We start from the raw sequence: 26,884 nt of genomic DNA, 5'->3' as shown, positions 1-26,884 counted from the left end.
ATATAAAAAGATAATCTCAGTGTAAAATACGATCAGCGGTTTCTATGATTTTATTAGCTGTTCTATGTGAGATGTTAATCGCTTACCTTGGCTGTTGAGGGGGATCTCATCGACAACACGGTATTTTCTCGGGATTGCGATTGGCTCTAACCACTTTCTGAGTTCTGTACGCAGCATCAACCAGAATTTACCTTTGCTCATGGTCGATAGAGCGGCTTGGCCTTCATCTGATAATACCAAAACAGAGGCTAATATTAATCGCTCAGGCTCCTCAAATGGAATAACCACGCACTCACTTATCCAAGGCAGTTGCTCCAGTCGCTTTTCCACTTCAACCAGTGATACTCGCTTTTCTTCTATCTTGATCACTCGGTCCGTTCGGCCCTTCAATATGAATTGATTCTCCGAGACCATCTCGCACTCATCAGAGGTTTGATACCAGTTATTCTTATCGATGTACGGCGACAATAACTTAATGCAATTCTCACTGTTGAGACTAGCCTCAATACAGGCAAAAAGCTGCCAAGGCGTTTGAGCGCTCTCTTGCTGACGAAATGCGATGCCACCGGTTTCTGTGCTACCAAAGACTTCAATCGGTAAATGACCAAGCAGATCTCGTGACTGGTGAGCCGACTCGGTAGGCAATGGACCACCCGAAGAGAAGATTCCTGCAAGTTGTACCTTGTTGGTCTCATGCTTTAATCGTTTAAGTAGCGCTGGGCTGCTGATCAGTACACAGTTTTGATTTGCGTGAGATAAGATCTGTTCTGGGTATTCAAGGTTGTGTCGAGCAAATGGAACACCAGAGCATAGTGGCCATAAGATTCTAAACAGCAAACCATAGATATGTTGATGAGAAACTGTGCTTTGGATTTGGTTTCCCTTGAGTAACTCACCCCAGTTCTTGTGTAACTGAGCGGTCTCAATATCGAGGTGCTCTAACGTTTTATCTATCGCTTTTGGCGTGCCACTTGAACCTGAAGTGAACAGAGTTAATGGGACTGTTGCCAAATCAATGGTCGTAAGATTCTCGGTTAGAGGTTTTTGTGCTTCAGTGTTTGAATCCAATAAGGTTTGGATATTACGAACGTCACTCACCTCAACTTCGCCAATCGAGTTATCAACTAGCAGGCAATCAAACTGCTTACTTAACTCAGCAAGCGCACATGGCTGGTAGTTGCCCGGTAAGATGATGTGTTTGTTGGCTGCTGCACATGCCAAAAAGGCCACCGTAAATAGGTAGCTGTCTTGGGTACAAATCGCGATTCGTTGAAAAGGGGATAAAGACAAAAATTGTACGAGTTGAGATAAGTCGTCGTTAAATGTTTGCCACGTAATCTCGCTATTGTCGTCAAAGCAGACAATAGATTCAGGGGTTCTGTCCTGGCTGAGAAGCTCAGACAACGAGGTGTAAGATACGGTTTGGGTCATAACAATTTAACTCTGACGAATGCGCTGTCTTACTACCCACTCTCCTGCAAAGAGTAACCCTGCAAACAGATAGCTGAGTAAGCCATTGTATAGGGTCCATACTTCTAGCGGTTGGAAGCAGGTGTAAAGGGCAATAGAGCCATTGATAACAAAGAACAAGCACCACACTTTGGTGACTTTTCGTGTGTAATCAACGCCACTTTGCGGAAGTTCAGGCTCTTGAAGGCGAGCAAGACGTTCGATAATCGTTTGTGGTTGCCATAGGCTCGAAGCGAATACAACCAGCATACAAACATTAACGATAACGGGATAATAGGTTAGCCAGCCGTGTTGCTTAAAGGCTAAGCCTAAAGCCAGCAGAACAATACCGGCACTTCCACTGATCCAAGCTAGGTGTTTTAGCTCTTTGATTTTAGCCTGACCGCCGGTGAAAATGCGTACAGCAAAGATAGCGGCTAAGGCAATACCAACGGTTTGTAAGCCAAACTTGTTGAGTCCAAAGTAAACCGCTATTGGATAAGTGAAAAGTATAATTGCCGACAGTAAAGTCAGCAGAGGACGCATTAGGCGTCCTTCAATAGTTCAACCACAGATTCGACAACGTCATTAACGGTGCGCACTGCTTTGAACTCTTCAGGTTTGATCTTCTTACCTGTGACGTTCTGTAGGTGAACGACCAAATCAACGGCATCAATGCTGTCTAGGTCTAGATCAAGATAGAGATGAGCTTCAGGGGTGATATCTTCAGCATCAAGCTCGAACAGCTCAATAAGCGCATCTTTAACCTGGTTGTATACTTCTTGTTGGTTAGCTTGTGTCATAAAGATCTGTCTAGTTATTCGTTTGAGAAGAGATGTAGTTCGCTAGATTTTCAACTGACGCAAAGTGCTGTCGAGTGTTTGAATCATCTGCATCGATAACAATGTTGTACTTTTTCTTGATAGCAAGGCCAAGCTCAAGGGCATCGATAGAGTCTAGTCCAAGTCCATCACCAAATAGTGGAGCTTCCGTTTCAATCTCATCAATGCTCATGTCTTCAAGGTTCAATGCGTCGATGATCAGTTGTTTCAGTTCGTTGTGTAATGTTTCCACTTTGGCCTACTTAATGCTTTATCTGAATGCTGCTTTAAGGGGGCGATTCTACATTATATGAGGTATTTTCGAAATGCCGATATCGCCTGTTATGTTATTGATACGCTAAATGTTTTCTTCGGAAGGGAAAATTGTTTGTGCAAGATGATGATTAAGGCGCCTTGCTGCCGAAGTTAAATTATTTGAGCCTTCAATAAATGGTTCGACTTCTATTTTACCTTTCACCGCGACATGAAAAAAGGGCTTCGACGCAGGAACTTGATACCATTTTTTCTCTTTCGTTAAGAATGTCGGAGAAACCGTAATATGAATCACGCGTAAATCGGTTTGTGTTCGAGTCGCGATTTGTGCCGCCCCACGCTGTAAGGATGGTTCAATTCCTGGCGTTGTGCGAGTTCCTTCGGGAAAAATCAGCATGACATTGCCACGTGAGAAGCGTTCTTCACAGCGCTCTAAAAGATCGTCAGGGGCTTGGTTCGGTATATAACCTGCCGCTTTGACAATCCTTTTCATAAAAGGGTTTTCCCAAATGGCCGCTTTGACGAGGCAATCACATTGAGGAAGTTGAGAGGCGATCAGCACATAGTCAATCAAACTTGGGTGGTTGGCGACGATAATGCAGTTACGGTCGTTACGCAGTAGTTCTGCACCATCAATTCGGTAATCGATTGCTCCGGTGAACTTCATGATCTGGCAAAACGCATTGAATGAGAAACGGATTAATCGCTGTGCTTTAAGCTCTCTTTTAATGGTATTGGGATTGGTTAGCGCGATAGTCGGTAAGATTAAGAAGCTCAATACTAAGCCACCTAGACCAAAGATGGTAAAGCACAGCCCTGTCGCGAATACTCGCCAATATTGGTCGATTTTGCTCATGATTGTGGACCTGTCTCGGTGTTATTTACCCAAGACCAAGTTTGGTGCTTGCCAGCAATAGCCCACTTATTTGCGCCCAATAAGATATGTTGGAGCGTTTGTAACCCTTGTGGTAACACGGAAGGTGCTTGGTTGGTCTCTACTGTCCTAGTAATAGAGTATTCACTGCCAGCGGTGAGCACTAAGCCCAGCGCATAATCAGCAAAGTTCTGTGTTTCGTACTCTTGGTAGAGCTCGGGCAGAGGTTGGTCGAAATCGATAACTAACACTCGATGCGACGGATATTGATGAAGGTAAAGATAAGCTTCGATCAGAGCGTTATGGAAAGTATCTTGCCCTGCGGCTATTGAAGTCAGTGGAATCGGTGCTTTGGCGGCAATGGTGGTTAGACCAGCTGCGGTATTATGTACCGACTGCGAGAACGCCATTGGTGAGGCATCGTCACCTTCTAATATCGACTGAATCAAAGTGGCGGTTCGATGCAACTCACCATGTCGGCTAGCAAAGACCAGATAATCAATCGAGGTGTCTTTTAATAGGGTTAACGCGGTTTGGACAGCAAGTTTGCTTTGCACACTCATTCGGCGGCGCATCATTGGAGGAATAGCTTTAAATTCAGTTGAGCCATCTTGTGGCCAATCTAAATTAGTGCTCCACGCTTGCCATTCAGCAATAGAATTGAGCCCCGCTGAATTTGCAGACCATTTCTCAATATTAAACGACATTAATTGGGATTGATTTGACATAGAGTATTGATTTGCTTTGAGTCTAACTAAATACTATGCGCGCTTATAAATAAACACAGATAAGGAATTTAAATGAAATTACTAAAAATAGCAGTTTCAATGTTATTCATATTCGTTCTTGCAGGATGTGGACGCGTCCAACCTGTAATGAATGTTGAGGATACTCCAGTTGCACTGAATCTTCAAAGTAAACAGGTTAAATCAGCTATTTCTGAATCTGCTGAAAATCGAGGCTGGTTGGTTTCAGAAATAAAGCCTGGTTTGATCCGCGCTGAATTGTATGTTCGTTCGCACCACGCTGTGGTTGAAATTCCTTATAGTGATAAGTTTTACTCTATTCTTTACGTTGAATCAGAGAATTTGAAGTACGACGATGGTGAAATACACCGTAATTACAACCGTTGGGTTAATAACTTAAACGTTGATATTAAACGTAAGCTTGCGCAAATGGCAGCTGAGTAACTCTCTATTATTTAAAGTTAGGTTTTTCGTGTCGGAATATAAATTAGATCCATTCAACGCATTAGAAGCAAAAACAGAAGCGCAGAAATTGTCTTTCGCTCCGATTGTTTTTCATACTGCTCGTACACTTCGTGATTTAGGCATTTTGAAAGCGTTAGATGACGCGGGCAACGAGGGTTTACCAGCAGAGTCTATCTCTGAATCGACCGGTGTCTCTGAGTACGGCGTGAAAGTCCTGCTCGATATGGCGTTAAGTGCTCATATTGTGACTTGGGAAAAGCCTAACTACAAAATGGCTAACCTTGGTTTCTACCTTCTGCATGATGGTATGACTAACGCAAACATGGATTTCACAGCCGATGTTTGTTATGCCGCGATGATGCATCTAACAGAAGCGATTGAAGAAGGCACACCTGCAGGCTTGAAAGAGTTGGGTGATTGGGAAACCATTTACCAAGGCTTGTCTCAATTGCCAGAAAAAGCAAAAGAGAGTTGGTTCAAGTTTGATCACTTCTATTCGGATCGCTCGTTCCCTGTGTTACTTGAAAAAGTCTTCAGCAAGAAACCTAAGTCGCTGGTGGATATCGGCGGCAACACGGGTAAGTGGGCGATGCAATGCTGCAACCATGATGCGGACGTTGAGGTGACGATTGTTGATTTGCCACAGCAGCTAGAAATGGCAATGGCAAACGCGGCAAAGCATGGTCATCAAGAGCGAGTCACGCCATTCCCAGCGAATATGCTCGATAAACAGCAAACTCTGCCAACGGGCGCGGATGTTTGGTGGATGAGTCAGTTCCTTGATTGTTTCTCGCCAATGGAGATTCTGAGCATATTAAAGCGCGTTCGCTCTCATATGTCAGAAGACGCGACTGTCTATATCCTTGAACTGTTTTGGGATGCACAGAAATACGATGCGGCTTCTTATAGCTTAAACGCGACGTCTCTCTACTTTACCTGCTTGGCAAATGGCAACAGCCGTTTTTACCGCAGTGAAGATTTCTTAGAGATCGTTGAAGAAGCGGGCTTTGAAGTGGTAACTCGCACCGACGATATCGGTCTTGGTCACACGCTTCTTGAATTGAAAGCTGGCGCGCAATAAAAATAACAAACATGGCTTAAATAATGAAAAAACTATCAACTCAAGTGGTGATCATCGGAGCTGGGCCATCAGGGTCTATTGCTGCGTCTTTACTTCATAAAAAAGGCATCGATGTTCGAGTGATTGAAAAGAGCGTATTCCCTCGCTTTTCTATTGGTGAAAGCCTATTACCAGCTTGTATGGAAGTGATTGAACAGGCTGGGATGACTGACGCAGTGATCAACGCTAACTTCCAATACAAAGATGGCGCTGCCTTTCGCAAAAATGGCGTTTATACGGCGTTTAATTTTGAAGACAAGTTCTCTTCTGGCCCTGGAACTACGTTTCAGGTTCAGCGAGGTGCCTTTGATAAGGTTTTGGCAGATACGGCTGAGGCGCAGGGTGTCTGCATTGATTACCAACATGAGTTAATGGGCATTAATTTCACCGACGACAGCACCATTTTAGATGTACAAGTGCTGGGTGGAGAGCGTTATCAGATAGAAGCGCAATACGTTCTGGATGGCAGTGGTTTTGGTCGAGTGCTACCAAAAATGCTTAACTTGGCAGAGCCGTCATCGCTCCCTCCACGCAAAGCTATTTTTACGCACATTAACGATCATATTGCAGAGGTGGATACCGATCTTGAATATGACCGAAATAAAATTCTTATCTCTGTGCATCCAACCAACCCTGATGTTTGGTATTGGTTGATCCCGTTTAGTAACGGTGTCTCTTCGTTTGGTGTCGTAGGAGAGCCTAAGTTCTTTGAGTCCTATCCAGAAGACAAGATTGCTGCAATTAAACAGCTGGCAGCGGAAGAGCCGGGCTTGGCTGAGATACTGGCAAGCGCCGAGTATCCAAACCCTGGGGGTGAAATTGGTGGCTATTCTGCCAATGTAAAACATTTGGCGACGGATAAGTACGCGTTGCTTGGCAATGCCGGCGAGTTCCTTGACCCGGTGTTCTCGTCAGGCGTGACGATTGCGATGAAGTCGGCACAGTTTGCGGTTGAGTGTGTCGAAAAGCAACTTAACGGTGAGAAGGTAGATTGGGAACGCGATTATGCCGCTCCTTTGATGGTTGGTGTAAACACCTTTAGAACGTATGTTGAGGGGTGGTACTCAGGTACTTTGCAGGATGTGATTTTCTATCAAGATCCAAATCCAAAGATTAAGCAGATGGTGTGCTCAATTCTGGCGGGTTACGCATGGGATCAAGCCAACCCTTATGTGAAAGAGTCTAAGCGCCGATTGGCGACACTGGCTGAGATATGCCGAAACTAGGTAATCGATTTTGTATGTAGCAATACTCTAAATTGCCACGATGGATCGTCATAAATTAAAAACAGCCGCAATGTGCGGCTGTTTTTGTATCTGAAAAATATGGGCGGTCAGCTTAATCGGATTTAAGCCTATTTTAAGTCGATGCTGTTCAATCGTCCCATAAATATAAGTAGATCAATTACGTCTTTGTGAGCATCAAGCAGCGCACGTTTGGTTTGGCTATAAGCTGCAAGTCGGCCGTGCTTTCTGATTGAACATACCTTGGTTTTGTACTTGTAGTCACCATTCTCAGAGAAGACGCGCCACTTAGCGATGTAGCACTCGTCGCGGTGCTCAGGATCACTCTGAGTTGGATTTGGCTTGAATACAATTTTGGGTTCTAAACTATGAGGCAGGCGCGTCATCAGGAAGGGCTCTTTGAGGACTTTGGGCCAAAATTTACCCCAAAGCTGTCTGCCCAGTTCATCTCTTAATTTAATGGTTTTCTTTAGTGCTTTGTCTTCACCCATACGAACAAAACCGACCGACCGATGCAGCACCGTATCTTCGGGAGTATGGATGTGGATCTTAAAAGCGGTTTTACCTTTCGAGATAAAGCGGTAACCGGTAGCACCAATTAGATTATTCTGACTCATAGTTTGCTAAGTGATGATTATGTTATTAATAAGATTACGCCAAATACTACAAAACCGAAACTAATACCCATGAAAAAAAATAAAGCCTTAACAAAAGTGCTAAGGCTTTATTAGAAACTGTGAGGCGGGCGTGTCGCTAACTACATGATTTTCTGCATCACATCACCAATTTGAATGCTTCCAGCAAGGCTTGGTTGGTCGATCGTCAGTTCTGCTTCGTTTTCATAAACGCGAGAAACGGTCAGTGTGATATCGCTTTGAGATACCTTATTACGTGGCAAGCCGCGTTGGTCGATAAACGAACCTGTGTGCCACAGTTGCAGTTTGTCACCTTGTTGAACACCATGCATTCGACCTAAATCAATGGTCACCGTGTTACCAAATACCGCTGCCACCTCTGGAAGCGTGATCTTACATGACACTTCAGATTCCAAGTCCAACATAATATTGCGGCTAACACGCAGCATCATACTGCCGTAGGTTGATGCCCAGAAACGAGCACTGCGGGTGTCCACTTCACTGGTCTTAGCAAATGGCCACTTTGCCACTTCACGATAGCTACGGTTGTAAACCTGATGTCCTGTTTTACCATCGAAGACTTGCATCTCTAACGCAAACTGGCGATTGATGATGTCGTCTTTCAACAGTTTGGACTCGATGGTCGCGGTTAAATCGGTAATGTCGCCACCAATGATGTATTGTGCGCCAGTGTCTTGGGCGATCATCTTGATCACTTCAGGTCGACGTTTGTCGATGTCGTAATTGGTCGTGCCAACGGAAACAAAGCTGCGAGACTCTTGCGCCAGCTGTCGATCTACGACATGACCAAAATCATCACCGATGTTATAGATTCTGCCCATTACAGCTTGCTGTGGGGAAGTCACATCGATGTTGCCGACCAAAAATGTCTTCTTATATTGGCTCTCATGGCAAGCATTTGCCGAAGGATAGATATCGATCCTTGCGGTGATCATTATATTGCCACTGCGTTTTTTCTCTTTTTCTACCAAGATGTAGCGCACTTCATGATTGGTAAATTGAAACTCTTTTTTGTTTGCGTCGAGGTAGGGCGTGAGGTTGGCAATGCTACCAATATCGGCTCCTGAGAACTGGATCGCTTTATATACCGCGTCTTCCAGAGCATGGACCCTTGCCGTTTCCTCTGACGATACGATGGCTGCGGTACCGGTAACCTCATACCAAGAGGCATGAGCACTGAAGCTTATGGTTATCAGTGAACTTATTGAAAATAAGTAAGAAATTATTTTTTTCATCTATTCGTTACCAGTTGGGTATAAATATTGCTTAACAAATAACTATAAGCTTGAAGCTGACTTAAGTGCGTTTTTCTTAATCTGAACCATTAATGAAAAGCAAAGACTGTTCCAACATTGTAATCCATTGAAAAGAATAATGGTGAGAACATATTGGAACAGGTGGCACTAAAACTATCTGGAGATTAGAGAATGAAAAAATGGCTCGTAGTAATGAGTGTCATGTTACTGACATCATGCGCTTATTCGCCGATCTATAACGGCAAGTCTGAATATTCAGGCAGTCAGTTTATGTTGATGGACAGCCCTCGTCATACCATGGATTTTTTTGTGGAAAGTATGACTGAAGATTTGATCATTTCGAATACAAGTATTTCAGCGAGAACGCCAATAGCAATTACTTCGTTTGTGGACCTGCAGCACATGGACACAACGAACTGGCTAGGCAACTCGGTATCAGAAGGCTTCATTCATCAGTTTCAGCGTCGTGGCTTCAAGGTAGTTGATTTTAAAACTACTGGCTCTATCCAAGTGACTCACCAAGGTGACTTTGCGTTGAGCCGCGATTGGAAAGACTTAGCTCAAGAGCAAGACGTACAGTATGTACTGACAGGCACCATGCTTCGCCAAGAAGGCGGTGTACTAGTAAATGCTCGCGTTGTTGGCATGCAAACTCGAATTGTAGTGGCGACGGCACAAGGCTTCTTACCTGCAGACCGTATTGGCCGTGACCTAGATACTCTCAACAGTATTCGAACTCAAGATGGCGTGATCATTCGTTCCGATCCAACGATCAGTCAGCCTTATACTGTTATTCTTCGCCCTTAGGAGTTCGAGATGAAGAAGTTAATGTTTGTTGTTGCCGCTTTATTGCTTGTTGGCTGTCAGCCATTGCAGAGCATGAGACCTGATGATTTCTTAGTGGCTGTTGGCTATGCGAGTATCAGTGAGCAGAAAGGTCGTAACGACGAAGAGAGACGTATCCGCGCGATGAGAGCCTCTAAGATCGATGCTTATCGTGAGCTTGCTGAACAGGTTTACGGCATGCGAGTAAGCGGTCGAGCAGAACTTGAAGATCAACGGCTTGGTACAGAGCGTACGTCAGGTGCGGTTGATGGTGTTATCCGTGGCGCAGAAGTGGTGCGCAGTTACCCTGTGGGTGATAGCTACGTAACAGAGCTTCAGTTGGATATTCGCAAGATGGATCAGCTACGTAACTACGGTGAAGTTCAGGCAGTACCTGAGAAGAGACAACAAACACTGTTCTAATTTCGGTGTTCGAATTGAATATTCAGTGATATTGGTTGCTACTCGCTTTCCAGATGGCATATCGGCAACCAATAACTAATATGGATGTAAAAGCGGCAAGTATGAAAATACTTGCCGCTTTTTTGTTTATCGATTTTGTCAGGGTGTTCAAAGGCTGATTAGAAATTTTGATAAAGAACAACGACAGAAATAGCCTGAGATACAGACTTAAGTAGGAGTGTTGTTGAAGAGGTAGCTTAACTAGGCTTTTACGTTGGTTCCCAGCGTGGAAATAGTATGCGTTTGACCACCGGCATTGTAGGTCATGCCAATTTTACCGTGGCTTTGCTGCATCATATTGCTGAGTTTTTTGAAGCTAAGGTGTGCTCGATTCAAGGCTTCGCCATTAACAAGGTTCGCTTGCTGGCAATCGTGCACTATCGACTGGATCTTTGTGACTAACTGAGCAAGTTCAGGATTCTCGGTCAGTTCTGAGATATTGGTATGGGTCGCGATTCGCTGATCGGTTGATCTTAATTGTTCAACAAGGACTACTTTTTCTTTGGCGATTCGCTCAATATCGTTTGATTGTCGGCTCGTAATAGCGGTTTTCTCTGAACTTAGTAATTCAGATAAGGCTTTGGCATTTTGAAGTTGAAAATTAACTAAATCTGCTAGTGCCGCCATAACGTAAACCTATTCATAACCTCGTGTACTTTAAGACAATAACTTCAATCAAAAGTTAGTGTTTTCTTAAAGGCCTTTTAATTCATCTTCGAACTTGATCATGTTGTCAGCCAGTTTCTCTGGATCGACAGTGTATGAACCATTCGCAATTGCTTCTTTGATCGCTGCTACTTTCACAGAATCAAAGCTTGGCTGTGCTGCCATATCTTGGTGGAGCTGACCAATCGCTTTGCCTTGTTGGCTCAGTGAAACCGCATCTTTGCTTGCTGGTGATTTAGTTGATACATCAGAGCGTGATGCCTCAGAACTAGAATCAGAGCGTACTGCTGATCGGTTAGTGGTCGTTAGGGTTTGCCCTGAACGAATATTATCAATGCCTGCCATAGTTAAGCCTTTTTCTTCAAAAATGGGAACCTGTACAGTCAATATCGACCAAGGGTTCGAATACTTTAGCAATTTTTAGCTCAATAGTCGAAAAGGGACAAAACACCGCAGCCGTTATATTTGGCGTTAGAGTTGAGGGTGAAATCGCTAACGATACCGTCAATTTAGAAGTAAAGAGTTAAAAGTAAACCGTGACTTCAGACATGCTGGTAACAATCCCTTCAATTATACGCTGTGATTTATCATTTTTCACTCTTACTTGATCACCCATAGAGCCATCGGTAAGCGCAGTTCCTTTGGTGGTAATGGTCATGCCACCTTTTACTGCCTGTATGATAACCTTCTCGTTTCGGCACACGACACAGATATCACCTCTTTCTACAACATCGCCCGGTCTTAGGTTCTTTTTTACCTTAGCGCCGATGACCTGATGTGGAGCTGTGAAACCTTGGCGACGAAACTTGTTAAGAGAAATCATAGCGGTGGTGACATCGTATTGACCGACGATTTCGCCTCTCGCGAGTGAGCGAGTGGTGGTGACAAGAGGCACCGACATCGAAAGGCGCACCGGTACATAAACTCGCCACTCATCAGGAACACATTGCACTAAAACCGTAATACTGCTGCGGGTATTGGTGGTTGTTGAAGCGCTGGTCTCTAAAGGCACTGGGCAGTCTGTCGCTTTGATTCTTGAGTCAACATTTGCTGAATTAACAAAGAGTTCGCCACCTTGTGGCTGCTCAACTGTATCAAGGATATGTTGCTCCGCTGCAGACTGAATCATCTCAATTTGTTCTGGGGTCGCAGCTTGTACAAAAAAACTAAACAATATTGATAAAATGCCGATAAACTTAGCGACAGTTTTAAAAGTAGCTCTACACATTGCTATGGAAAGAGGTGGCAAATTTGTTTTATAATACGTCATTCCGTTTCTCTGGTGGTTCGTAGCCTGCAGTAGACTAACACTTTTTATACAAAAAAGTTTGATATGGAGATGAGCTCATGACGGGTATTCTTGATTCGGTGAATCAGCGTACGCAACTCGTCGGTCAAAACCGATTAGAATTACTAACCTTTCGCCTAATGGGGCGTCAGCGTTACGGCATTAATGTCTTTAAAGTAAAAGAAGTGCTGCAATGCCCTAAGCTGACAAAGATGCCAAACTTGAACCCACTGGTTAAAGGTGTAGCACACATTCGTGGCCAAACGATCTCTGTGATCGACTTGAGCTTAGCGATTGGTGGCCGTCCTACAACGGATATTGAAAAGTGTTTTGTGGTTATCTCTGAGTTTAACCGAACCATTCAAGGTTTCTTGGTAAGTTCAGTTGAGCGCATTATTAACATGCACTGGGAATCGATTCTTCCGCCGCCAGATGGCGCAGGTAGAGCTAACTACCTGACAGCGGTAACCAACATTGATAATGAATTGGTAGAAATTCTTGATGTTGAGAAGATCCTTGCAGAAATTTCTCCTGTTGATGAAACAATGGACAGCAAGATTGCTGAAGATATTGCGAAAGTAGAACAAGAGAAAGAACTGGTTCGCCGCATCTTGATTGCTGATGACTCGACCGTTGCTCGTAAGCAGGTTCAACGTGCTATTGAGTCGATTGGTTTTGAAGTTATCTCGGTGAAGGATGGTAAAGAAGCCTACGAGAAGCTGATACAGATGTCATCAGAAGGCAGTATTTACGATCAGATTTCATTGGTGATTTCTGATATCGAAATGCCAGAAATGGATGGATATACGCTGACTGCTGAGATTCGTCGTCACGCCGAACTTAAAGATTTATACGTAATTTTACACTCATCGTTGAGTGGTGTATTTAACCAAGCCATGGTTGAGCGTGTTGGAGCTAACTCCTTCATCGCTAAATTCAACCCAGATGAGCTTGGTGCAGCTGTAAAAGCTGCGTTAACTAACTAAAAGAGACATTAATGACTGCTATAACAATAAGTGATCAAGAGTATCGCGATTTCAGCCGTTTCTTAGAATCTCAATGTGGCATTGTATTAGGTGACAGCAAGCAGTATTTAGTGCGCAGTCGTCTAAGCCCATTAGTAACGAAGTTTAAGTTAGCTTCTTTGTCTGATTTGTTGAGAGATGTAGTAACAGGTCGAAACCGTGAGCTGCGTGTGGCTGCTGTCGATGCCATGACGACGAACGAGACACTTTGGTTCCGTGATACTTACCCGTTTGCTGTGCTTGCGGATAAGCTTCTACCGGAAATAGCGGCAAATAAACGTCCTATTAAGATTTGGTCTGCGGCAAGCTCTTCAGGCCAAGAAGCATACTCAATGGCAATGACGATTCTTGAAACTCAAGCTCGTAAGCCAGGTATGCTGCCAAATGTATCGATTACCGCAACTGACATCTCAGCAAGTATGTTGGATATGTGCCGTACTGGCGCTTATGACAACCTTGCATTGGGACGTGGACTTTCTCCAGAGCGCCGTCGTACTTTCTTTGAAGATGCGGGCGATGGCCGTATGAAAGTGAAAGATAACGTCAAGCGCATGGTGAACTTCCGCCCTCAGAACCTGATGGACAGCTATGCATTGTTAGGCAAGTTCGACATTATTTTCTGTCGTAACGTGCTGATTTATTTCTCGCCTGATATGAAGTCAAAGGTACTTAACCAGATGGCAAATAGCCTGAACCCTGGTGGTTACTTACTGTTGGGTGCGTCTGAATCGTTAACAGGCTTAACCGATCGTTTTGAAATGGTTCGCTGTAATCCAGGCATCATCTACAAATTAAAGTAACGAGTGGCACCCATATTAGGTGTAACGTTACCGTCTAAATTTAAAACCCAGCCAAGTGCTGGTTTTTCTTTTTCCTGCTTAAGCTATATCTTTAAGTCAGAGTGACATTCCAATTTACTCTATTTTTTGGCTTGTATATTGCAAGTTTACCCACGAGTAACCTGTAAAAGCATTGATAGACCGCCTCGTTTTAAAAGTTGGTATATATATTGCTTTGGTTATTTCATAACAGTCAGTTCTTGAGTTGAGGTTTACATGGCTATTTCTTTTGACAATGCTTTGGGCATTCACCAGCACACAGTTGGTGTACGTGAGCGTAACGCTGAGGTGCTTTCCACCAATATCGCGCAAGCAAACACGCCTGGGTATAAAGCAAAGGGACTAGACTTTAAGAAATCACTGCAAGCGGCAAGTTCTGGGGCAAGCATTGGTCTTAGCCGTACAGATGGTCGGCACATTTCTGCCTCAACAACGGTGAACGGGGAAACGAAGTATCGTATTCCTACCCAACCTGATACAGGAGATGGCAACACGGTTGATTTGGATTTGGAAAGAAACCTTTTCATGCAAAACCAAATTAGGCATCAAGCCTCTCTCGACTTCTTAGGAAGTAAGTTCAAGAATTTAACTAAAGCGATTAAAGGGGAATAATTAGATGAGTTTATTCAATGTATTCAATGTGACTGGTTCTGCGATGAGTGCTGAATCTGTTCGTCTAAATACGACCTCGAGCAACCTTGCGAACGCGGACAGTGTAAGTAGTTCTGCTGAAGAAACTTACAAGGCTCGTCACGCAGTGTTCGGCGCTGAGTTAAATAAAGCACGCAACAGTGGTCACACTGTGCCTGTGAAAGTATTAGGTATTGTGGAAAGCGATAAGCCGCTAAGCGCGGAGTACAACCCGGATCACCCATTAGCGAACAACGAAGGCTATATCTACAAGCCTAATGTCAACGTTATGGAAGAAATGGCAAACATGATTTCGGCATCACGTGCGTACCAAACGAACGTACAGGTTGCTGACTCGAGTAAACAAATGCTGCTGCGTACGCTGCAGATGGGTCAATAAGGATAAGGAGGTAGCACATGGCTGGAATCAACAACAATGTTGGTCAAAGCGGCTTGTCCTATGTTGACCAGCTGAAGAGTCTTCAAGATGGCGCTAAAAAGCCCGATGAAACAACAGGTAAGCAGGATCTTAAACAAGAAGATTTCTTATCTTTGTTGACTAAGCAACTAGCACAACAAGACCCTTTCAAGCCGGTTAGCAATGACCAGATGATTGCGCAAATGGCTTCATTTGCGACTGTAGATGGCATTGGCAAAATGAATACACAGTTTGAAAGCTTGAATTCATCAATGACCTCTAACCAAGCTCTTCAGGCCTCCTCTTTAGTTGGGCGTGATGTATTGGTTCCTGGTGCGGCAGGTGTAAAACCCGGTGATGGCGGTATGGCGGCAATGGTTAAGCTTCCTCAGGCAATGGACAATGTAATGGTCCGTGTTGAGAACGAAGTTGGCCAATTGGTTCGCACATTTGATATCGGCTCTAAACCATCTGGTGATACACGTGTTGAATGGGACGGAAAAGACGAAGACGGTAACCCATTGCCGGCCGGTAAATACAACGTGAAAGCGTCGGGTTTGCTGGATGGCGAGAACACAGAGTTCCAAGTTTCCAGTTATGCGAACGTGAACAGTGTGCTTCTTGGTAAGGGCGATGGCAACGTACTACTCAATCTGGCTGGTTTCACATCGCCAGTACGACTTGCTGAAGTACTAGAAGTTGGTAAAGCGTAGCTCTTTATTGAGTGACTATGCTAGCTAGATAGATTAGGAGAATAATGGAATGTCATATGTAGCTTTAAGCGGCCTATCCGCTGCACAATTAGACCTGAATACAACCAGTAACAACATTGCGAACGCGAACACATTTGGCTTTAAAGAGTCTCGTGCCGAGTTTGGTGATGTTTACTCAAGCTCGTTGTTCACTAACGCAAAAACGACGGCAGGTGGCGGTGCGCAAGCTAGCCAAGTGGCGCAACAGTTCCACGAAGGTTCAAGTATTTATACGAACAACCCAATGGACTTACGTGTAAGTGGTACAGGTTTCTTTGCAGTATCGAAAGACCGCATGGTGCCAGAGATTAACGAATTAACGCGTAATGGTGCATTTCACCTAAACAAAGACAACTACATGGTTACCGCTAACGATGAGTTTCTTTTAGGTTACGATGTTGATCCAAACTCGGGTGAAGTTCTTTCTTACGCGCCAAAGCCTCTCGACATTCCTGCTGAGTTTGGTAAGCCAAAACAGACAGAAAACATTGAAGTAGGGGTTAACCTTCCTGCAAACGGTGATCTTAAAGACCCGGCTGCATTTAACTTCAAAGATGCTGATACTTATAACCGTGCAACGTCTTCGACGGTATACGATTCTATGGGTCAGTCTTACAAGTTAACGACTTACTACCTCAAAGATCAGACTCAACCAAACACTTGGCAAACGTACTACACCATGTCAGATGAGAACGGTGAAAAGCCGGTCAACATTACTGGTGGTGATGCGACGAATGCACAAGGTCATGTTGGTCACACAATGAAGTTCAACAATGACGGTACGTTAGCAAGCCTAAACAATGGTCAGCCGATTAACTCGGAACCACTGGGTGCTGGTGCGAACCCTATTGACTTGAACGGTGCTGATCCAACTCAAGTGCTTAAGTTTGGTTTAGATTCTTCAACTCAGTTTGCCGCTCCGTTTGAATTGACTAAGTTTGATGAAGATGGCGCGACAACAGGTTTCTTAACAAAAATCGATTTCGATGAGTACGGCAGTGTTCTAGGTACTTATTCAAATGGTGAAAACGTGATGCTTGGCCGTGTAGGCTTGGTTCGTGTACCAAATGAGCAAGGTCTGGATAAGAAAGGAGGTACTCAATGGGATTCTACCAACGACTCTGGTGACAAGATCTGGGGTGAATCGAACAAAGGTTCATTTGGTAGCATCAACAACGGCTCGCTAGAGCAGTCGAACATCGATATGACTCAAGAACTGGTTGATTTGATTTCTGCTCAACGTAACTTCCAGGCGAACTCGCGTTCTCTAGAAGTACACAACCAGCTACAACAGAATATTCTTCAGATTCGTTAATCGTTTAAAGCGTTTGAATCATCTGCGAATACCCAATTCAATGTTATTGAATTGGGTATTGTTGTTTGTCTTTTTATTTGCCGCCCCTATTGCCGCCCGGTAATGCCACTGGCAACAATTCTTCCTCAATGATCCTTTGATGATCACCCTTCTTGTTCGTTTTCTATTTAAATTATTGATAAATAACAGTTAAAAATATTGGCACAGTGTTTGCTTTATTAGCCCCAGAAGATGATTTTTGGAGCAAAATTATGGATCGCGCACTGTTTCTTGCCATGAGTGGCGCTAAGCAAAATATGCAAGCTTTGCAGCTACGTGCAAACAACCTTGCCAACGTAAGTACAACGGGTTTCCGTGCTGATTTAGCACAGGCACGTTCAATGCAAGCGTATGGCGAAGGCATGCCTACTCGTGTTTTCAGCATGACAGAGCGTCCGGGTCATAATTTCGCTCAGGGTAGTGTGGTTACTACTGGCCGAGATCTAGACGTTACCATTCAAGGTGATGGTTGGATTTCAGTGATGGACAATACTGGCCGTGAAGGTTTAACACGTAACGGTAACCTAAGGGTGGACCAAAACGGTTTACTAACCAACGCAAGCGGTCACTTAGTGCTTGGTGAAAACGATGCACCAATCACGCTGCCAATCCCAATCAGCAAAGTAGAAATTGGTACAGACGGTACGATTTCGGTGATTCCTCAAGGCGCTCCAGCTGAAGAATTGGCCGTGGTTGATCGTATTAAGCTTGTACGTCCAGACAACCAAAGTTTGTTTAAAGACACGAATGGTCTATTCCGTTCGAAAAACCCAGATCAGGCATACGAAGCAGATGCAGCGGTAACGTTGCTAAAAGGTGCTATCGAAGGCAGTAACGTAAATGCCGTAGGTGAAATGACCAGCCTAATTGACTTACAACGTCAGTTTGAAATGCAGGTCAAAATGATGAGCACAGCAGAGGAAATGGACAAGTCGTCTGATTCACTGCTTCGTATGAGCTAATAGAATTTAAAGGACATTGCTATGCATCCAGCATTATGGGTAAGTAAAACGGGTTTAGACGCCCAACAAACCAATATCTCAACGATTTCGAACAACCTTGCCAACGCCTCGACCATTGGTTTTAAAAAGAGCCGCGCGGTATTTGAAGATCTGTTCTACCAGAATATTAATCAACCGGGTGGTCAATCGTCTCAGAATACTGAGCTGCCAAGTGGTTTGATGCTGGGTGCCGGTTCTAAGGTCGTCGCGACTCAAAAAGTGCACACTCACGGTAACGCACAAACGACATCTAACAGCCTAGACATGATGATTGAAGGCGACGGTTTCTTCCAAGTTGAAATGCCAGACGGTGAAACAGGTTACAGCCGCAATGGTCAGTTCACACTGAACGGTGAAGGCGCGATCGTAACGTCGGGCCAAGGTTATCCTCTACAACCAGAAATTGTGATTCCTGAAGACGCGATCTCGGTAACGGTTGGTAACGACGGTGAAGTATCGGTTCGTCTACGTGGCGAGCAAAACAACGTCGTGGTTGGTCAAATTACCATTACTGACTTTGTAAACCCAGGTGGTCTAGAGCCAGTAGGTCAAAACCTTTACTTGCCAACTGGCGCGAGTGGCGACCCACAAGAGGGTGTACCGGGCTTTGATGGCCTGGGTAACATCCGCCAATCGATGCTAGAAACATCGAACGTAAACGTAACCGAAGAGCTGGTAAACATGATTGAAGCTCAGCGTGTATACGAAATGAATTCGAAAGTTATCTCGTCAGTAGACAAGATGATGAGCTTTGTTAACCAACAGCTGTAATTGGTTTATTCGCCGTTTACTTTTTTAATTAATCTATCTGTTTTTGCTAATTGACCCATTTACCACTGCCTGCTGAGAGTATATCGCCATGAAACGTATTTTTTGTTTAGCTTTGTTTATGTCTATGTCGGGATGTGCTGTTCTGGACCCGATCGAGACTCCGGCAGAAGAAAATGCAACCACAGTGGTTGATGCTGTGGAAGGTGATAAGTCGGCGCAAGAGAGCTCTGGCATTATTGACACGCTTCGTGGGCGAACCGATCCAATTGCTGGTGACCCTGCATGGGCGCCAATCAACCCCAAGCAGAAACCAGAGCATTACGCAGCGGCAACGGGCTCACTGTTTAATGTGAACCACATTGGCAGCATGTATGACGACTCAAAACCGCGTGGTATTGGTGACATAATTACTGTAGCGTTAGATGAGAATACTCGAGCGACCAAAAAAGCCAACGCAGACATGTCTAAGTCGAATGATGCATCAATGGAGCCGCTGGCTGTTGGTGGTCAAGATCTGACGATCGACAAGTACAACTTCTCTTATGATCTGAGTAACACCAATACTTTTGCTGGTGATGCGTCAGCCAACCAAAGTAACAGCATCAGCGGCTACATTACCGTTGAAGTCATCGAAGTATTAGCTAATGGCAACCTAGTGGTTCGTGGTGAGAAGTGGATGACACTGAACACCGGCGATGAGTACATCCGCCTAAGCGGTACCATCCGTCCAGACGATATTGACTTCGAAAATACCATTGCTTCAAACCGTGTTTCTAACGCACGAATTCAGTACTCAGGGACTGGCGTACAGAAAGATATGCAAGAGCCTGGATTCTTGGCACGATTCTTTAATGTATCTCTGTAGAGCTTGATAGGACGACGACATACTGACAGCCTCTATCACTCAGCCACATTTAGCTAAGCTATTATAAATTAAAGCAATACAGACAGGTTACTCAATGAAAAAACTGACACTCGTACTATTCGGCATGCTATTTCTTGCCACCAGTGCCCATGCTGCGCGAATCAAAGACGTGGCAAAAGTGGCGGGTGTTCGTAGTAACCAACTTGTCGGTTATGGTTTGGTCACGGGCTTGCCGGGTACTGGTGAGACAACTCCCTTTACCGATCAAACATTTAACGCAATGCTGCAAAATTTTGGCATCCAATTGCCGCCCGGCACTAAGCCAAAAACCAAAAACGTCGCGGCTGTTATTGTGACTGCTGAACTGCCAGCATTCTCTAAGCAAGGCCAAGAAGTTGACGTAACCGTTTCTTCTATCGGTTCAGCAAAAAGCCTTCGTGGTGGTACCTTGCTACAGACCTTCTTGAAAGGTCTAGACGGTCAAGTGTATGCGGTCGCGCAGGGTAACTTGGTGGTAAGTGGCTTTAGTGCACAAGGTAACGACGGTTCTAAGATTGTCGGTAACAACCCTAACGTTGGTATCATCTCTAGCGGTGCGACGGTTGAACAAGAGATCCCAACGCCATTCGGTCGTGGTGACTACATCACCTTCAACCTAATCCAATCAGATTTCACAACGGCTCAGCGTATGGCTGATGCGGTTAATAATTTCCTAGGCCCACAAATGGCTTCAGCGGTAGACGCAACTTCAGTAAAAGTTCGTGCACCGCGTGAAATCAGCCAGCGTGTAGCATTCTTGTCGGCTATCGAAAACATCGAGTTCGACCCTGCTGAAGGCTCTGCAAAAATCATCGTCAACTCTCGTACAGGTACGATTGTGGTTGGTAAGCACGTTCGCCTAAGAGCGGCGGCGGTAACCCATGGTGGTATGACGGTTGCAATCAAAGAAAATCTCAACGTAAGCCAACCGAATGCATTCTCTGGTGGTCAAACGGTAGTGGTTCCTGATTCTGATATCGAAATCACGGAAGGCGATGGCAAGATGTTCAAATTTGAACCGGGCCTAACGCTGGACGATTTGGTACGCGCAGTCAATGAAGTAGGCGCTGCACCTTCTGATTTAATGGCAATCCTTCAAGCACTGAAACAAGCCGGTGCAATTGAAGGCCAATTGATCATTATCTAAGGAATAAAGCATGATTAAGAATAACAATGACATCGGCTTTATTCACGACATCGGTAGTTTAGACCGTCTTCGTCAACAAGCCGTAAACGGTGAAGAAGGCAGCGAGAAAGAAGCATTAACCGCGGCGGCGAAACAGTTTGAATCGATTTTCACCTCGATGTTGTTTAAGTCAATGCGCGATGCTAACTCGAGCTTTAAGTCGGATATGCTGAACAGCCAGAACGAGCAGTTTTATCGTCAGATGCAAGATGACCAAATGGCGAGTGAGTTGAGTGCTTCAGGTTCATTAGGCCTTGCGGACATGATTGTAGCTCAGTTAAGCGCGGGTCAAGCAAGCGACGCGACAGAAGATAAGGTTCGCAGTGAAGGTTTTGATACCTCGCTGGAAAGACCGCAATACTCAGGTCGTTCAGAAGAGAAAGTCTCTGAAGTTCAATCTGCTAAGTCAGCAACAGCCATGTCAGCAGCAAAACAACCCGCTTCATTTGATTCGCCAGAATCGTTTGTTACGTCGATGAAGCCTTACGCTGAAAAAGCGGCGAGCGCACTCGGTGTTGACTCGTCACTGCTACTGGCGCAAGCGGCACTTGAAACAGGTTGGGGTTCTAAGATGATTAAGAACTCTTTGGGCAACAGTAATAACCTATTCAACATCAAAGCAGATAGAAGCTGGAAGGGCGATAAGGTCGCGACTCAAACTCTTGAGTTCCATGGCAAAACCGCCGTTAAAGAGTCTGCTTCTTTCCGTTCTTACTCTAATTTCGAAGATAGCTTTAATGATTACGTGAAGTTCTTGAACGAAAATCCAAGATACGAAACAGCGCTACAGCATCAAGGCAATTCAGAGAATTTCATCAAAGGCATTCATCAGGCTGGTTACGCAACTGACCCTAACTATGCAGACAAGGTTTTACGAGTTAAAGCCAAGATTGATGAGATGAACTAGCGTCATCAATCAACATAGAGAGCTTGCTACTGGCAGGCTCTTTTCTTCTCCGCCCCTTCAGTTCTTACGCGTAATCCATAGTTATCTCCTTACACTTCAATAAATTATCGTATTTTAACTCTCCATTGTTTGTATTGGCATATATATTGCTTTTATCTTAGTAATATACGGTTGTAGTTAATCAGTTCATTCTGGTTTTGTTAAGTTTTTTGGGGGCATTATGGCGTCGGATCTTCTGAATGTAGGGGCACAAAGTGTTCTTACGGCTCAGAGACAGCTCAACACCACAGGTCATAACATTTCTAACGCCAACACAGAGGGCTATAGCCGCCAGTCTGTGATTCAAGGTGTGAATGACCCGCGCCAGTACGGTGGGCAATCCTACGGTATGGGGGTACATGTGGAAAATGTTCGCCGCTCTTGGGATCAGTTTGCCGTCAAAGAACTTAACTTATCGACAACCAATGCCGCCAACAAAGGCGATACCGAAGCCAACCTCGATATGCTGTCGAGCATGTTGTCGTCGGTCGCTTCAAAGAAGATTCCAGAAAACCTCAACGAATGGTTTGATTCCGTTAAGACTCTCGCCGATACCCCAAATGATGTGGGTGCGCGTAAGGTCGTGTTAGAGAAAGCAGGGCTTGTAACTAAAACCTTGAATGAATTTCATGAAACAGTTCGTCAACAGTCTGATTCTACGAATAAAAAATTAGATATGGGTATCGAGCGAGTTAACCAACTTGCGTACGAGATCCGTGATGTTCAGCGTTTAATGATGCGAACTCCTGGGCCTCATAATGACCTACGAGATCAGCATGAAAAGTTGATTAATGAGCTTTCTGGTTACACCAAAGTTACGGTGACACCACGCTCAAATGCCGAAGGGTTTAATGTCCATATTGGTAATGGCCATACCTTGGTCTCTGGTAGTGAAGCGAGTCAGCTGAAGATGGTTGATGGCTTACCCGATGCACATCAGCGCCGCCTAGCGATTGTTGAAGGTAAGTCTTTAAAACCGATCACCAGCAGTGATATCGACGGAAAAATCGGCGCCATGCTAGACATGCGTGACGAACATATCCCAGCAATCATGGATGAGCTTGGTCGTTTGGCGACCGCGTTTTCATATGAGGTCAATAGTCTTCAAGAACAAGGTTTGGATCTTAACGGCAACGTAGGTAAGGGCTTGTTTACCGACGTGAACTCAGAGCTGGTGGCAAAATCTCGTGTCACGGCTAGCGGGCAATCGAAAGCCGATGTTGCGGTATACATTGATGATACTTCTGCCTTAAAAGGCGGTGAGTATGGACTGAAATACGATGGCAGTGATTATGTCGTGACTAAGCCGAACGGTGAGACCGTTAAGATGGCGACCGACTCTAGCGGTAGTGCTTTTTATCTTGATGGCATGCGAGTGGAAGTACGTAACCCTCCTGAACTAGGAGAGAAACTGTTACTGCGTCCAACGCGTAATTTTGCTGCGCAGATTCATATGGAAACCAAAGACCCGAAAGACATTGCTGCGCAAAGTTATGAGGCATCGACCACGTTTGCCAAGGGTACAGCGGGATTTAAAATCCTAGAAGCAGGTCAACTGCGTGAGTTTGAAGTGATTGTCTCACCAAAAGGTGAGCAGTTTGCTGTGACGGATCCGAAGGGTAACATTTTAATGCAGCCTCAACCGTATCCGCCACAAGGGCCAGTGACCATCAACGGTACAACGTTTGAGCTCACACCCGGTGCGGTGGCAAATGATAAGTTTACGGCAAACCTTGTCCCATCAGAAGGTGACAACGGTAACCTGCGTAAGCTACAAGATCTTCAAACAGGAAAGCTGTTGAATGATGGTGAGTCTACGATTTTAGACCTTTACCACAACTTGAATACTAATACGGGCTTGAAGTCTTCAACGGCAAATCGCCTGAGTGATATTGCGACATTAGAAAAACAGTCGGCTCAAGAACGTATTGCTTCTATCTCGGGAGTAAACCTCGATGAAGAAGCGGCAAACATGATGAAATTTCAGCAAGCGTATATGGCTTCTTCACGTATCATGCAAGCAGCCAATGATACGTTTAACACTATTTTGGCTCTGAGATAGGAAGGTATAAATGTTGAATCGTATCTCTAGCTTCCATAATTATCAGTCAGTACAAAACGACTTGCGCCGTCAAGAGAACAAGGTGCATCACAACCAAGCACAACTTGCTTCGGGTAAGAAGTTACAGTCGCCAAGTGATGACCCATTAGCGACGCACTATTTACAGAACATTGGTCAGCAGTCAGAACAGCTTAAACAGTATGTCGATGCGATTACTCTAGTCAGAAACCGTCTTGAGCATCATGAAGTATTGGTTTCTAACACTGAAGGCTTTGCTGATGAAGCAAAACGAACCGTGATGGAAATGATCAACGGTGCGCTTTCTCCGGAAGACCGTTTAGCTAAGAAGCGTGAAATTCAAGAACTGGCGAATAACTTCCTGCATTTAGCCAACTCTCAAGATGAGTCGGGTAACTACACGTTTGCAGGCACTAAGCCGAAAAATCAGCCTTTCTTTCGAGATAACGAAGGAAATGTGACATATCAAGGTGATGACTACCAACGCAAGATGCGTGTGGCAAGCAGCTTTGAAATGGCAATGAATGATCCGGGCAGCAAGATGTTTATGGAAATAGACAACCCGTTCGGTGACTACGAACCTCAGTACGAGCTTGAACCTGCGTCTGAGTTATTGCTCGGGCGTGCGACCAACAGCGATGAAGATGGGTCTACTTATAAAGTGACGTTTGTCGACATGCAGACGGGCAATTTCGCTTATCAGCTTGAAAAAGACGGCGCAGTGGTTGCGGCAGAAGATTTTGATCCTTCGACAGGCATTGTTTATGAAGGGCTGAATATTCAAATCAAAGGCCAAATCACTAAAGGTGATTCGATCACCTTAGAACCACGAGAGACTTTCTCTATCTTTGATACGTTCAAAGAGGCTGCTGAGCAGGCTGAAAACCCGGTATCGGATGCATCAGCAACAGCGAAACTGCACCAAGTAACTGAAGAGTTCCACGCTGCGTTTATCCATTTGACCAAGGCAAGAACCGATGTTGGTGCACGTTTGAGTACTTTGGATATTCAAGAGCAACAACATGAAGATTTCAAGTTGTCTTTAGCAAAAGCAAAAAGCAACTTTGAAGACTTGGATTACTCGAAAGCGATCATTGAGTTCAATGAAAACTCTCGAGCACTACAAGCTTCTCAACAAGCGTTTGGCAAAACCAAAGACCTGACCTTGTTTAACTATATTTAATGATCAATCGGTATTTAATGGTGGCTTGTCGATCACCATGGCGTTGATTCCTTGCCGTATGTGCTATGCCATACGTGCGAATGACGCCACAGTTTGCCGCTTTTTTGTACGAAGCATGATGTTTCTAGAATAGCGGCAAAAAACGGCAATAAGGAAGGTGAATGTTTTTCATCTTCTAATAGTAGAAAATCATAATTGCGCAGTGTTGTTTGTAAGCTTCTGATTTTTAGATAATTAAAAAATTATTTATATGATATTAAACTTGGCATACAACTTGTATCTGTGTTGGTTATAAATGATTAATACAGATCTTAAACCTTGTATAGGGTTTATCGAGTAATACACGGTCAGTGCTTATCCATATGAGAGTAAAGCTGGCCGCTTCGCAGAAACTTTGCGAACTCATAAGGAGAGCAAAATGGCTATCAATGTAAGCACTAACGTATCTGCTATGACAGCACAGCGTTACCTGAATAAAGCATCTAATGACTTAGCGACTTCTATGGAGCGTTTGTCATCTGGTCACAAGATCAACAGCGCGAAAGATGATGCGGCAGGTCTGCAAATCTCGAACCGTCTAACCGCTCAGTCTCGTGGTCTTGATGTGGCAATGCGTAATGCCAACGACGGTATTTCGATTGCTCAAACAGCAGAAGGCGCGATGAACGAATCGACTAACGTACTACAACGTATGCGTGATCTAGCGATTCAATCATCAAACGGCACTAACTCGCCGGCAGAGCGTACTGCACTGAACGAAGAGTCAATGGCACTTCAAGATGAGCTTAACCGTATTGCGGAAACCACATCGTTTGGTGGTCGTCGTCTACTGAACGGTTCATTCGGTGAAGCTTCATTCCAGATCGGTTCTAACTCTGGTGAAGCAATGATCATGGCTCTGACAAGTATCCGTGCAGATGACTACCGTATGGGTGGTACTACGTTCGATTCAGAAAACGCGAAAGATAAGAACTGGGAAGTGCCGCCAACAGCGAGCGATCTTAAGTTCGAATTCAAAACCAAAGCGGGTGAAGACATCGTTTTAGATATCAATACCAAAGCGGGCGATGATATCGAAGAGCTTGCGACTTACATTAATGGTCAGTCTGATCTTGTGAACGCATCGGTTACTGATGATGGTCGCATTCAACTGTTCGTTGCTGAACCTGACCTTGACGGCCCAATGTCTATCTCTGGTGGTCTAGCGTCTGAGCTAGGTATTAAGAGTGAAGGCAGCGCAACCTCGGTTCAAGATGTTAGCTTAACCAGCGTTGCGGGTTCACAGAACGCGATCAGCGTGATTGATTCTGCAATGAAGTACGTGGATTCACAGCGTGCTGATTTGGGTGCAAAACAGAACCGTCTAAGCCACAGTATTAATAACTTGGCAAACGTACAAGAGAACGTAGACGCTTCAAACAGCCGAATCAAAGATACGGACTTTGCGAAAGAGACGACGCAAATGACCAAATCACAAATTCTGCAACAAGCAGGTACTTCAATACTTGCTCAAGCAAAACAGTTGCCTAACTCTGCAATGTCATTATTGCAATAGTTATTGGTTGAACTTGCTGCTCGTGTTCAGACGTGAGCCATGCAGCAAGGGAAACTGGCAAGCATACTTACTATTGAATGTTTAGCTCTCTCATC

30 protein-coding genes are annotated in these 26,884 nt (G+C 44.6%); 19 read left to right on the top strand and 11 right to left on the bottom strand.

Annotated features, from left to right (window positions below; translation table 11 throughout):
* Positions 1 to 42: 42 nt before the first annotated feature.
* From AB4482_RS15160 to AB4482_RS15135, 6 genes are all read right to left on the bottom strand, one after another.
* Positions 43 to 1,431 carry an AMP-binding protein gene (locus tag AB4482_RS15160; protein WP_372181160.1) on the bottom strand — a complete coding sequence of 463 codons (1,389 nt, stop codon included), beginning with the start codon at positions 1,429 to 1,431 and terminating at the stop codon, positions 43 to 45.
* 6 nt (positions 1,432 to 1,437) lie between these two features.
* Positions 1,438 to 1,995 (bottom strand): septation protein IspZ, encoded by a 558-nt coding sequence (locus AB4482_RS15155; RefSeq protein ID WP_017062274.1) that lies wholly within the window; start codon positions 1,993 to 1,995, stop codon positions 1,438 to 1,440.
* Positions 1,995 to 2,252, bottom strand: a complete 258-nt coding sequence (locus AB4482_RS15150; protein ID WP_004739745.1) for an acyl carrier protein — start codon at positions 2,250 to 2,252, stop codon at positions 1,995 to 1,997. The genes AB4482_RS15155 and AB4482_RS15150 overlap by 1 nt, the downstream gene beginning before the upstream one ends.
* 10 nt (positions 2,253 to 2,262) lie before the next feature.
* Positions 2,263 to 2,523, bottom strand: coding sequence for a phosphopantetheine-binding protein (locus tag AB4482_RS15145; RefSeq protein ID WP_004736154.1), 261 nt, complete (start codon positions 2,521 to 2,523; stop codon positions 2,263 to 2,265).
* Positions 2,524 to 2,628: 105 nt separating this feature from the next.
* Positions 2,629 to 3,399 (bottom strand): lysophospholipid acyltransferase family protein, encoded by a 771-nt coding sequence (locus AB4482_RS15140; protein ID WP_372104564.1) that lies wholly within the window; start codon positions 3,397 to 3,399, stop codon positions 2,629 to 2,631.
* Positions 3,396 to 4,145: a beta-ketoacyl synthase chain length factor gene (locus tag AB4482_RS15135; RefSeq protein ID WP_372174845.1), complete on the bottom strand. Its 750-nt coding sequence runs from the start codon at positions 4,143 to 4,145 to the stop codon at positions 3,396 to 3,398. Before AB4482_RS15135 ends, AB4482_RS15140 begins: the two co-directional genes overlap by 4 nt.
* A gap of 72 nt (positions 4,146 to 4,217) precedes the next feature.
* On the opposite strand from AB4482_RS15135, the gene AB4482_RS15130 reads away from it, so the two are divergent.
* From AB4482_RS15130 to AB4482_RS15120, 3 genes are read left to right on the top strand one after another with little or no spacing between them, the layout of a single operon-like run.
* Positions 4,218 to 4,607, top strand: coding sequence for a hypothetical protein (locus AB4482_RS15130; RefSeq protein WP_017062271.1), 390 nt, complete (start codon positions 4,218 to 4,220; stop codon positions 4,605 to 4,607).
* Positions 4,608 to 4,635: 28 nt separating this feature from the next.
* Entirely contained in the window at positions 4,636 to 5,709 is a 1,074-nt protein-coding gene (locus AB4482_RS15125) for a methyltransferase (protein ID WP_065584069.1), read from the top strand.
* Positions 5,710 to 5,732: 23 nt separating this feature from the next.
* The gene (locus AB4482_RS15120; RefSeq protein ID WP_136974758.1) at positions 5,733 to 6,974 is read left to right on the top strand and encodes an NAD(P)/FAD-dependent oxidoreductase; all 1,242 of its coding nucleotides are present in this window, start codon (positions 5,733 to 5,735) and stop codon (positions 6,972 to 6,974) included.
* Positions 6,975 to 7,102: 128 nt separating this feature from the next.
* On the opposite strand, the gene AB4482_RS15115 is transcribed toward AB4482_RS15120, so the two are convergent.
* Both AB4482_RS15115 and AB4482_RS15110 read right to left on the bottom strand, forming a co-directional pair.
* On the bottom strand, positions 7,103 to 7,609 hold the full coding sequence (locus AB4482_RS15115; protein WP_123301878.1) for a Fe3+-citrate ABC transporter substrate-binding protein: 507 nt from the start codon (positions 7,607 to 7,609) through the stop codon (positions 7,103 to 7,105).
* Positions 7,610 to 7,749: 140 nt separating this feature from the next.
* Positions 7,750 to 8,883, bottom strand: a complete 1,134-nt coding sequence (locus AB4482_RS15110; RefSeq protein ID WP_017062267.1) for a flagellar assembly protein FlgT — start codon at positions 8,881 to 8,883, stop codon at positions 7,750 to 7,752.
* Between the two features lie 192 nt (positions 8,884 to 9,075).
* On the opposite strand from AB4482_RS15110, the gene AB4482_RS15105 reads away from it, so the two are divergent.
* On the top strand, positions 9,076 to 9,711 hold the full coding sequence (locus AB4482_RS15105) for a FlgO family outer membrane protein (protein WP_017064137.1): 636 nt from the start codon (positions 9,076 to 9,078) through the stop codon (positions 9,709 to 9,711).
* 9 nt (positions 9,712 to 9,720) lie between these two features.
* The gene (gene flgP / locus AB4482_RS15100; RefSeq protein WP_016791311.1) at positions 9,721 to 10,152 is read left to right on the top strand and encodes a flagellar assembly lipoprotein FlgP; all 432 of its coding nucleotides are present in this window, start codon (positions 9,721 to 9,723) and stop codon (positions 10,150 to 10,152) included.
* A 240-nt stretch (positions 10,153 to 10,392) separates the two neighbouring features.
* Here flgP and AB4482_RS15095 read toward each other — a convergent pair whose 3' ends face one another.
* The 3 genes from AB4482_RS15095 to flgA form a co-directional block, all read right to left on the bottom strand.
* Positions 10,393 to 10,818, bottom strand: coding sequence for a flagella synthesis protein FlgN (locus AB4482_RS15095; RefSeq protein WP_017062264.1), 426 nt, complete (start codon positions 10,816 to 10,818; stop codon positions 10,393 to 10,395).
* Positions 10,819 to 10,884: 66 nt separating this feature from the next.
* Positions 10,885 to 11,202: a flagellar biosynthesis anti-sigma factor FlgM gene (gene flgM / locus AB4482_RS15090; RefSeq protein WP_017062263.1), complete on the bottom strand. Its 318-nt coding sequence runs from the start codon at positions 11,200 to 11,202 to the stop codon at positions 10,885 to 10,887.
* A 178-nt stretch (positions 11,203 to 11,380) separates the two neighbouring features.
* Complete coding sequence (flgA, locus tag AB4482_RS15085; RefSeq protein WP_017064135.1) at positions 11,381 to 12,127, bottom strand: flagellar basal body P-ring formation chaperone FlgA; 747 nt, start codon at positions 12,125 to 12,127, stop codon at positions 11,381 to 11,383.
* A gap of 77 nt (positions 12,128 to 12,204) precedes the next feature.
* Between flgA and AB4482_RS15080 the strand changes: the two genes are divergently transcribed.
* The 14 genes from AB4482_RS15080 (at position 12,205) to AB4482_RS15015 (ending at position 26,789) form a co-directional block, all read left to right on the top strand.
* Positions 12,205 to 13,131, top strand: a complete 927-nt coding sequence (locus tag AB4482_RS15080) for a chemotaxis protein CheV (protein ID WP_017066180.1) — start codon at positions 12,205 to 12,207, stop codon at positions 13,129 to 13,131.
* 11 nt (positions 13,132 to 13,142) lie between these two features.
* Positions 13,143 to 13,970 (top strand): protein-glutamate O-methyltransferase, encoded by an 828-nt coding sequence (locus AB4482_RS15075; protein ID WP_004736174.1) that lies wholly within the window; start codon positions 13,143 to 13,145, stop codon positions 13,968 to 13,970.
* A 255-nt stretch (positions 13,971 to 14,225) separates the two neighbouring features.
* On the top strand, positions 14,226 to 14,621 hold the full coding sequence (gene flgB / locus AB4482_RS15070) for a flagellar basal body rod protein FlgB (RefSeq protein ID WP_004736175.1): 396 nt from the start codon (positions 14,226 to 14,228) through the stop codon (positions 14,619 to 14,621).
* Positions 14,622 to 14,625: 4 nt separating this feature from the next.
* On the top strand, positions 14,626 to 15,039 hold the full coding sequence (gene flgC, locus AB4482_RS15065) for a flagellar basal body rod protein FlgC (protein ID WP_004736176.1): 414 nt from the start codon (positions 14,626 to 14,628) through the stop codon (positions 15,037 to 15,039).
* A gap of 17 nt (positions 15,040 to 15,056) precedes the next feature.
* Positions 15,057 to 15,770 (top strand): flagellar hook assembly protein FlgD, encoded by a 714-nt coding sequence (gene flgD / locus AB4482_RS15060; protein ID WP_010439286.1) that lies wholly within the window; start codon positions 15,057 to 15,059, stop codon positions 15,768 to 15,770.
* Positions 15,771 to 15,819: 49 nt separating this feature from the next.
* The gene (flgE, locus tag AB4482_RS15055; protein ID WP_017062260.1) at positions 15,820 to 17,124 is read left to right on the top strand and encodes a flagellar hook protein FlgE; all 1,305 of its coding nucleotides are present in this window, start codon (positions 15,820 to 15,822) and stop codon (positions 17,122 to 17,124) included.
* Between the two features lie 251 nt (positions 17,125 to 17,375).
* Positions 17,376 to 18,125, top strand: a complete 750-nt coding sequence (flgF, locus tag AB4482_RS15050) for a flagellar basal-body rod protein FlgF (RefSeq protein ID WP_017056855.1) — start codon at positions 17,376 to 17,378, stop codon at positions 18,123 to 18,125.
* 21 nt (positions 18,126 to 18,146) lie between these two features.
* Positions 18,147 to 18,935, top strand: coding sequence for a flagellar basal-body rod protein FlgG (gene flgG / locus AB4482_RS15045; protein WP_017062259.1), 789 nt, complete (start codon positions 18,147 to 18,149; stop codon positions 18,933 to 18,935).
* A gap of 88 nt (positions 18,936 to 19,023) precedes the next feature.
* Complete coding sequence (gene flgH / locus AB4482_RS15040; protein WP_017066181.1) at positions 19,024 to 19,800, top strand: flagellar basal body L-ring protein FlgH; 777 nt, start codon at positions 19,024 to 19,026, stop codon at positions 19,798 to 19,800.
* Positions 19,801 to 19,894: 94 nt separating this feature from the next.
* A complete protein-coding gene (locus tag AB4482_RS15035) occupies positions 19,895 to 20,986 on the top strand; it encodes a flagellar basal body P-ring protein FlgI (protein ID WP_048609564.1) in 1,092 nt (363 codons plus the stop codon).
* 10 nt (positions 20,987 to 20,996) lie between these two features.
* The gene (gene flgJ / locus AB4482_RS15030; RefSeq protein ID WP_017084509.1) at positions 20,997 to 21,932 is read left to right on the top strand and encodes a flagellar assembly peptidoglycan hydrolase FlgJ; all 936 of its coding nucleotides are present in this window, start codon (positions 20,997 to 20,999) and stop codon (positions 21,930 to 21,932) included.
* Between the two features lie 220 nt (positions 21,933 to 22,152).
* Positions 22,153 to 24,033, top strand: coding sequence for a flagellar hook-associated protein FlgK (gene flgK, locus AB4482_RS15025; protein ID WP_372131280.1), 1,881 nt, complete (start codon positions 22,153 to 22,155; stop codon positions 24,031 to 24,033).
* 10 nt (positions 24,034 to 24,043) lie between these two features.
* A complete protein-coding gene (flgL, locus tag AB4482_RS15020; protein WP_017064129.1) occupies positions 24,044 to 25,234 on the top strand; it encodes a flagellar hook-associated protein FlgL in 1,191 nt (396 codons plus the stop codon).
* Positions 25,235 to 25,652: 418 nt separating this feature from the next.
* Complete coding sequence (locus tag AB4482_RS15015) at positions 25,653 to 26,789, top strand: flagellin (RefSeq protein WP_372131282.1); 1,137 nt, start codon at positions 25,653 to 25,655, stop codon at positions 26,787 to 26,789.
* Positions 26,790 to 26,884: the final 95 nt, after the last annotated feature.

This window comes from Vibrio sp. 10N.222.55.C7 (genome assembly GCF_041473335.1).
GTDB lineage: Bacteria > Pseudomonadota > Gammaproteobacteria > Enterobacterales > Vibrionaceae > Vibrio > Vibrio crassostreae_C.
This window is presented reverse-complemented; position numbering and strand designations above follow the sequence as displayed.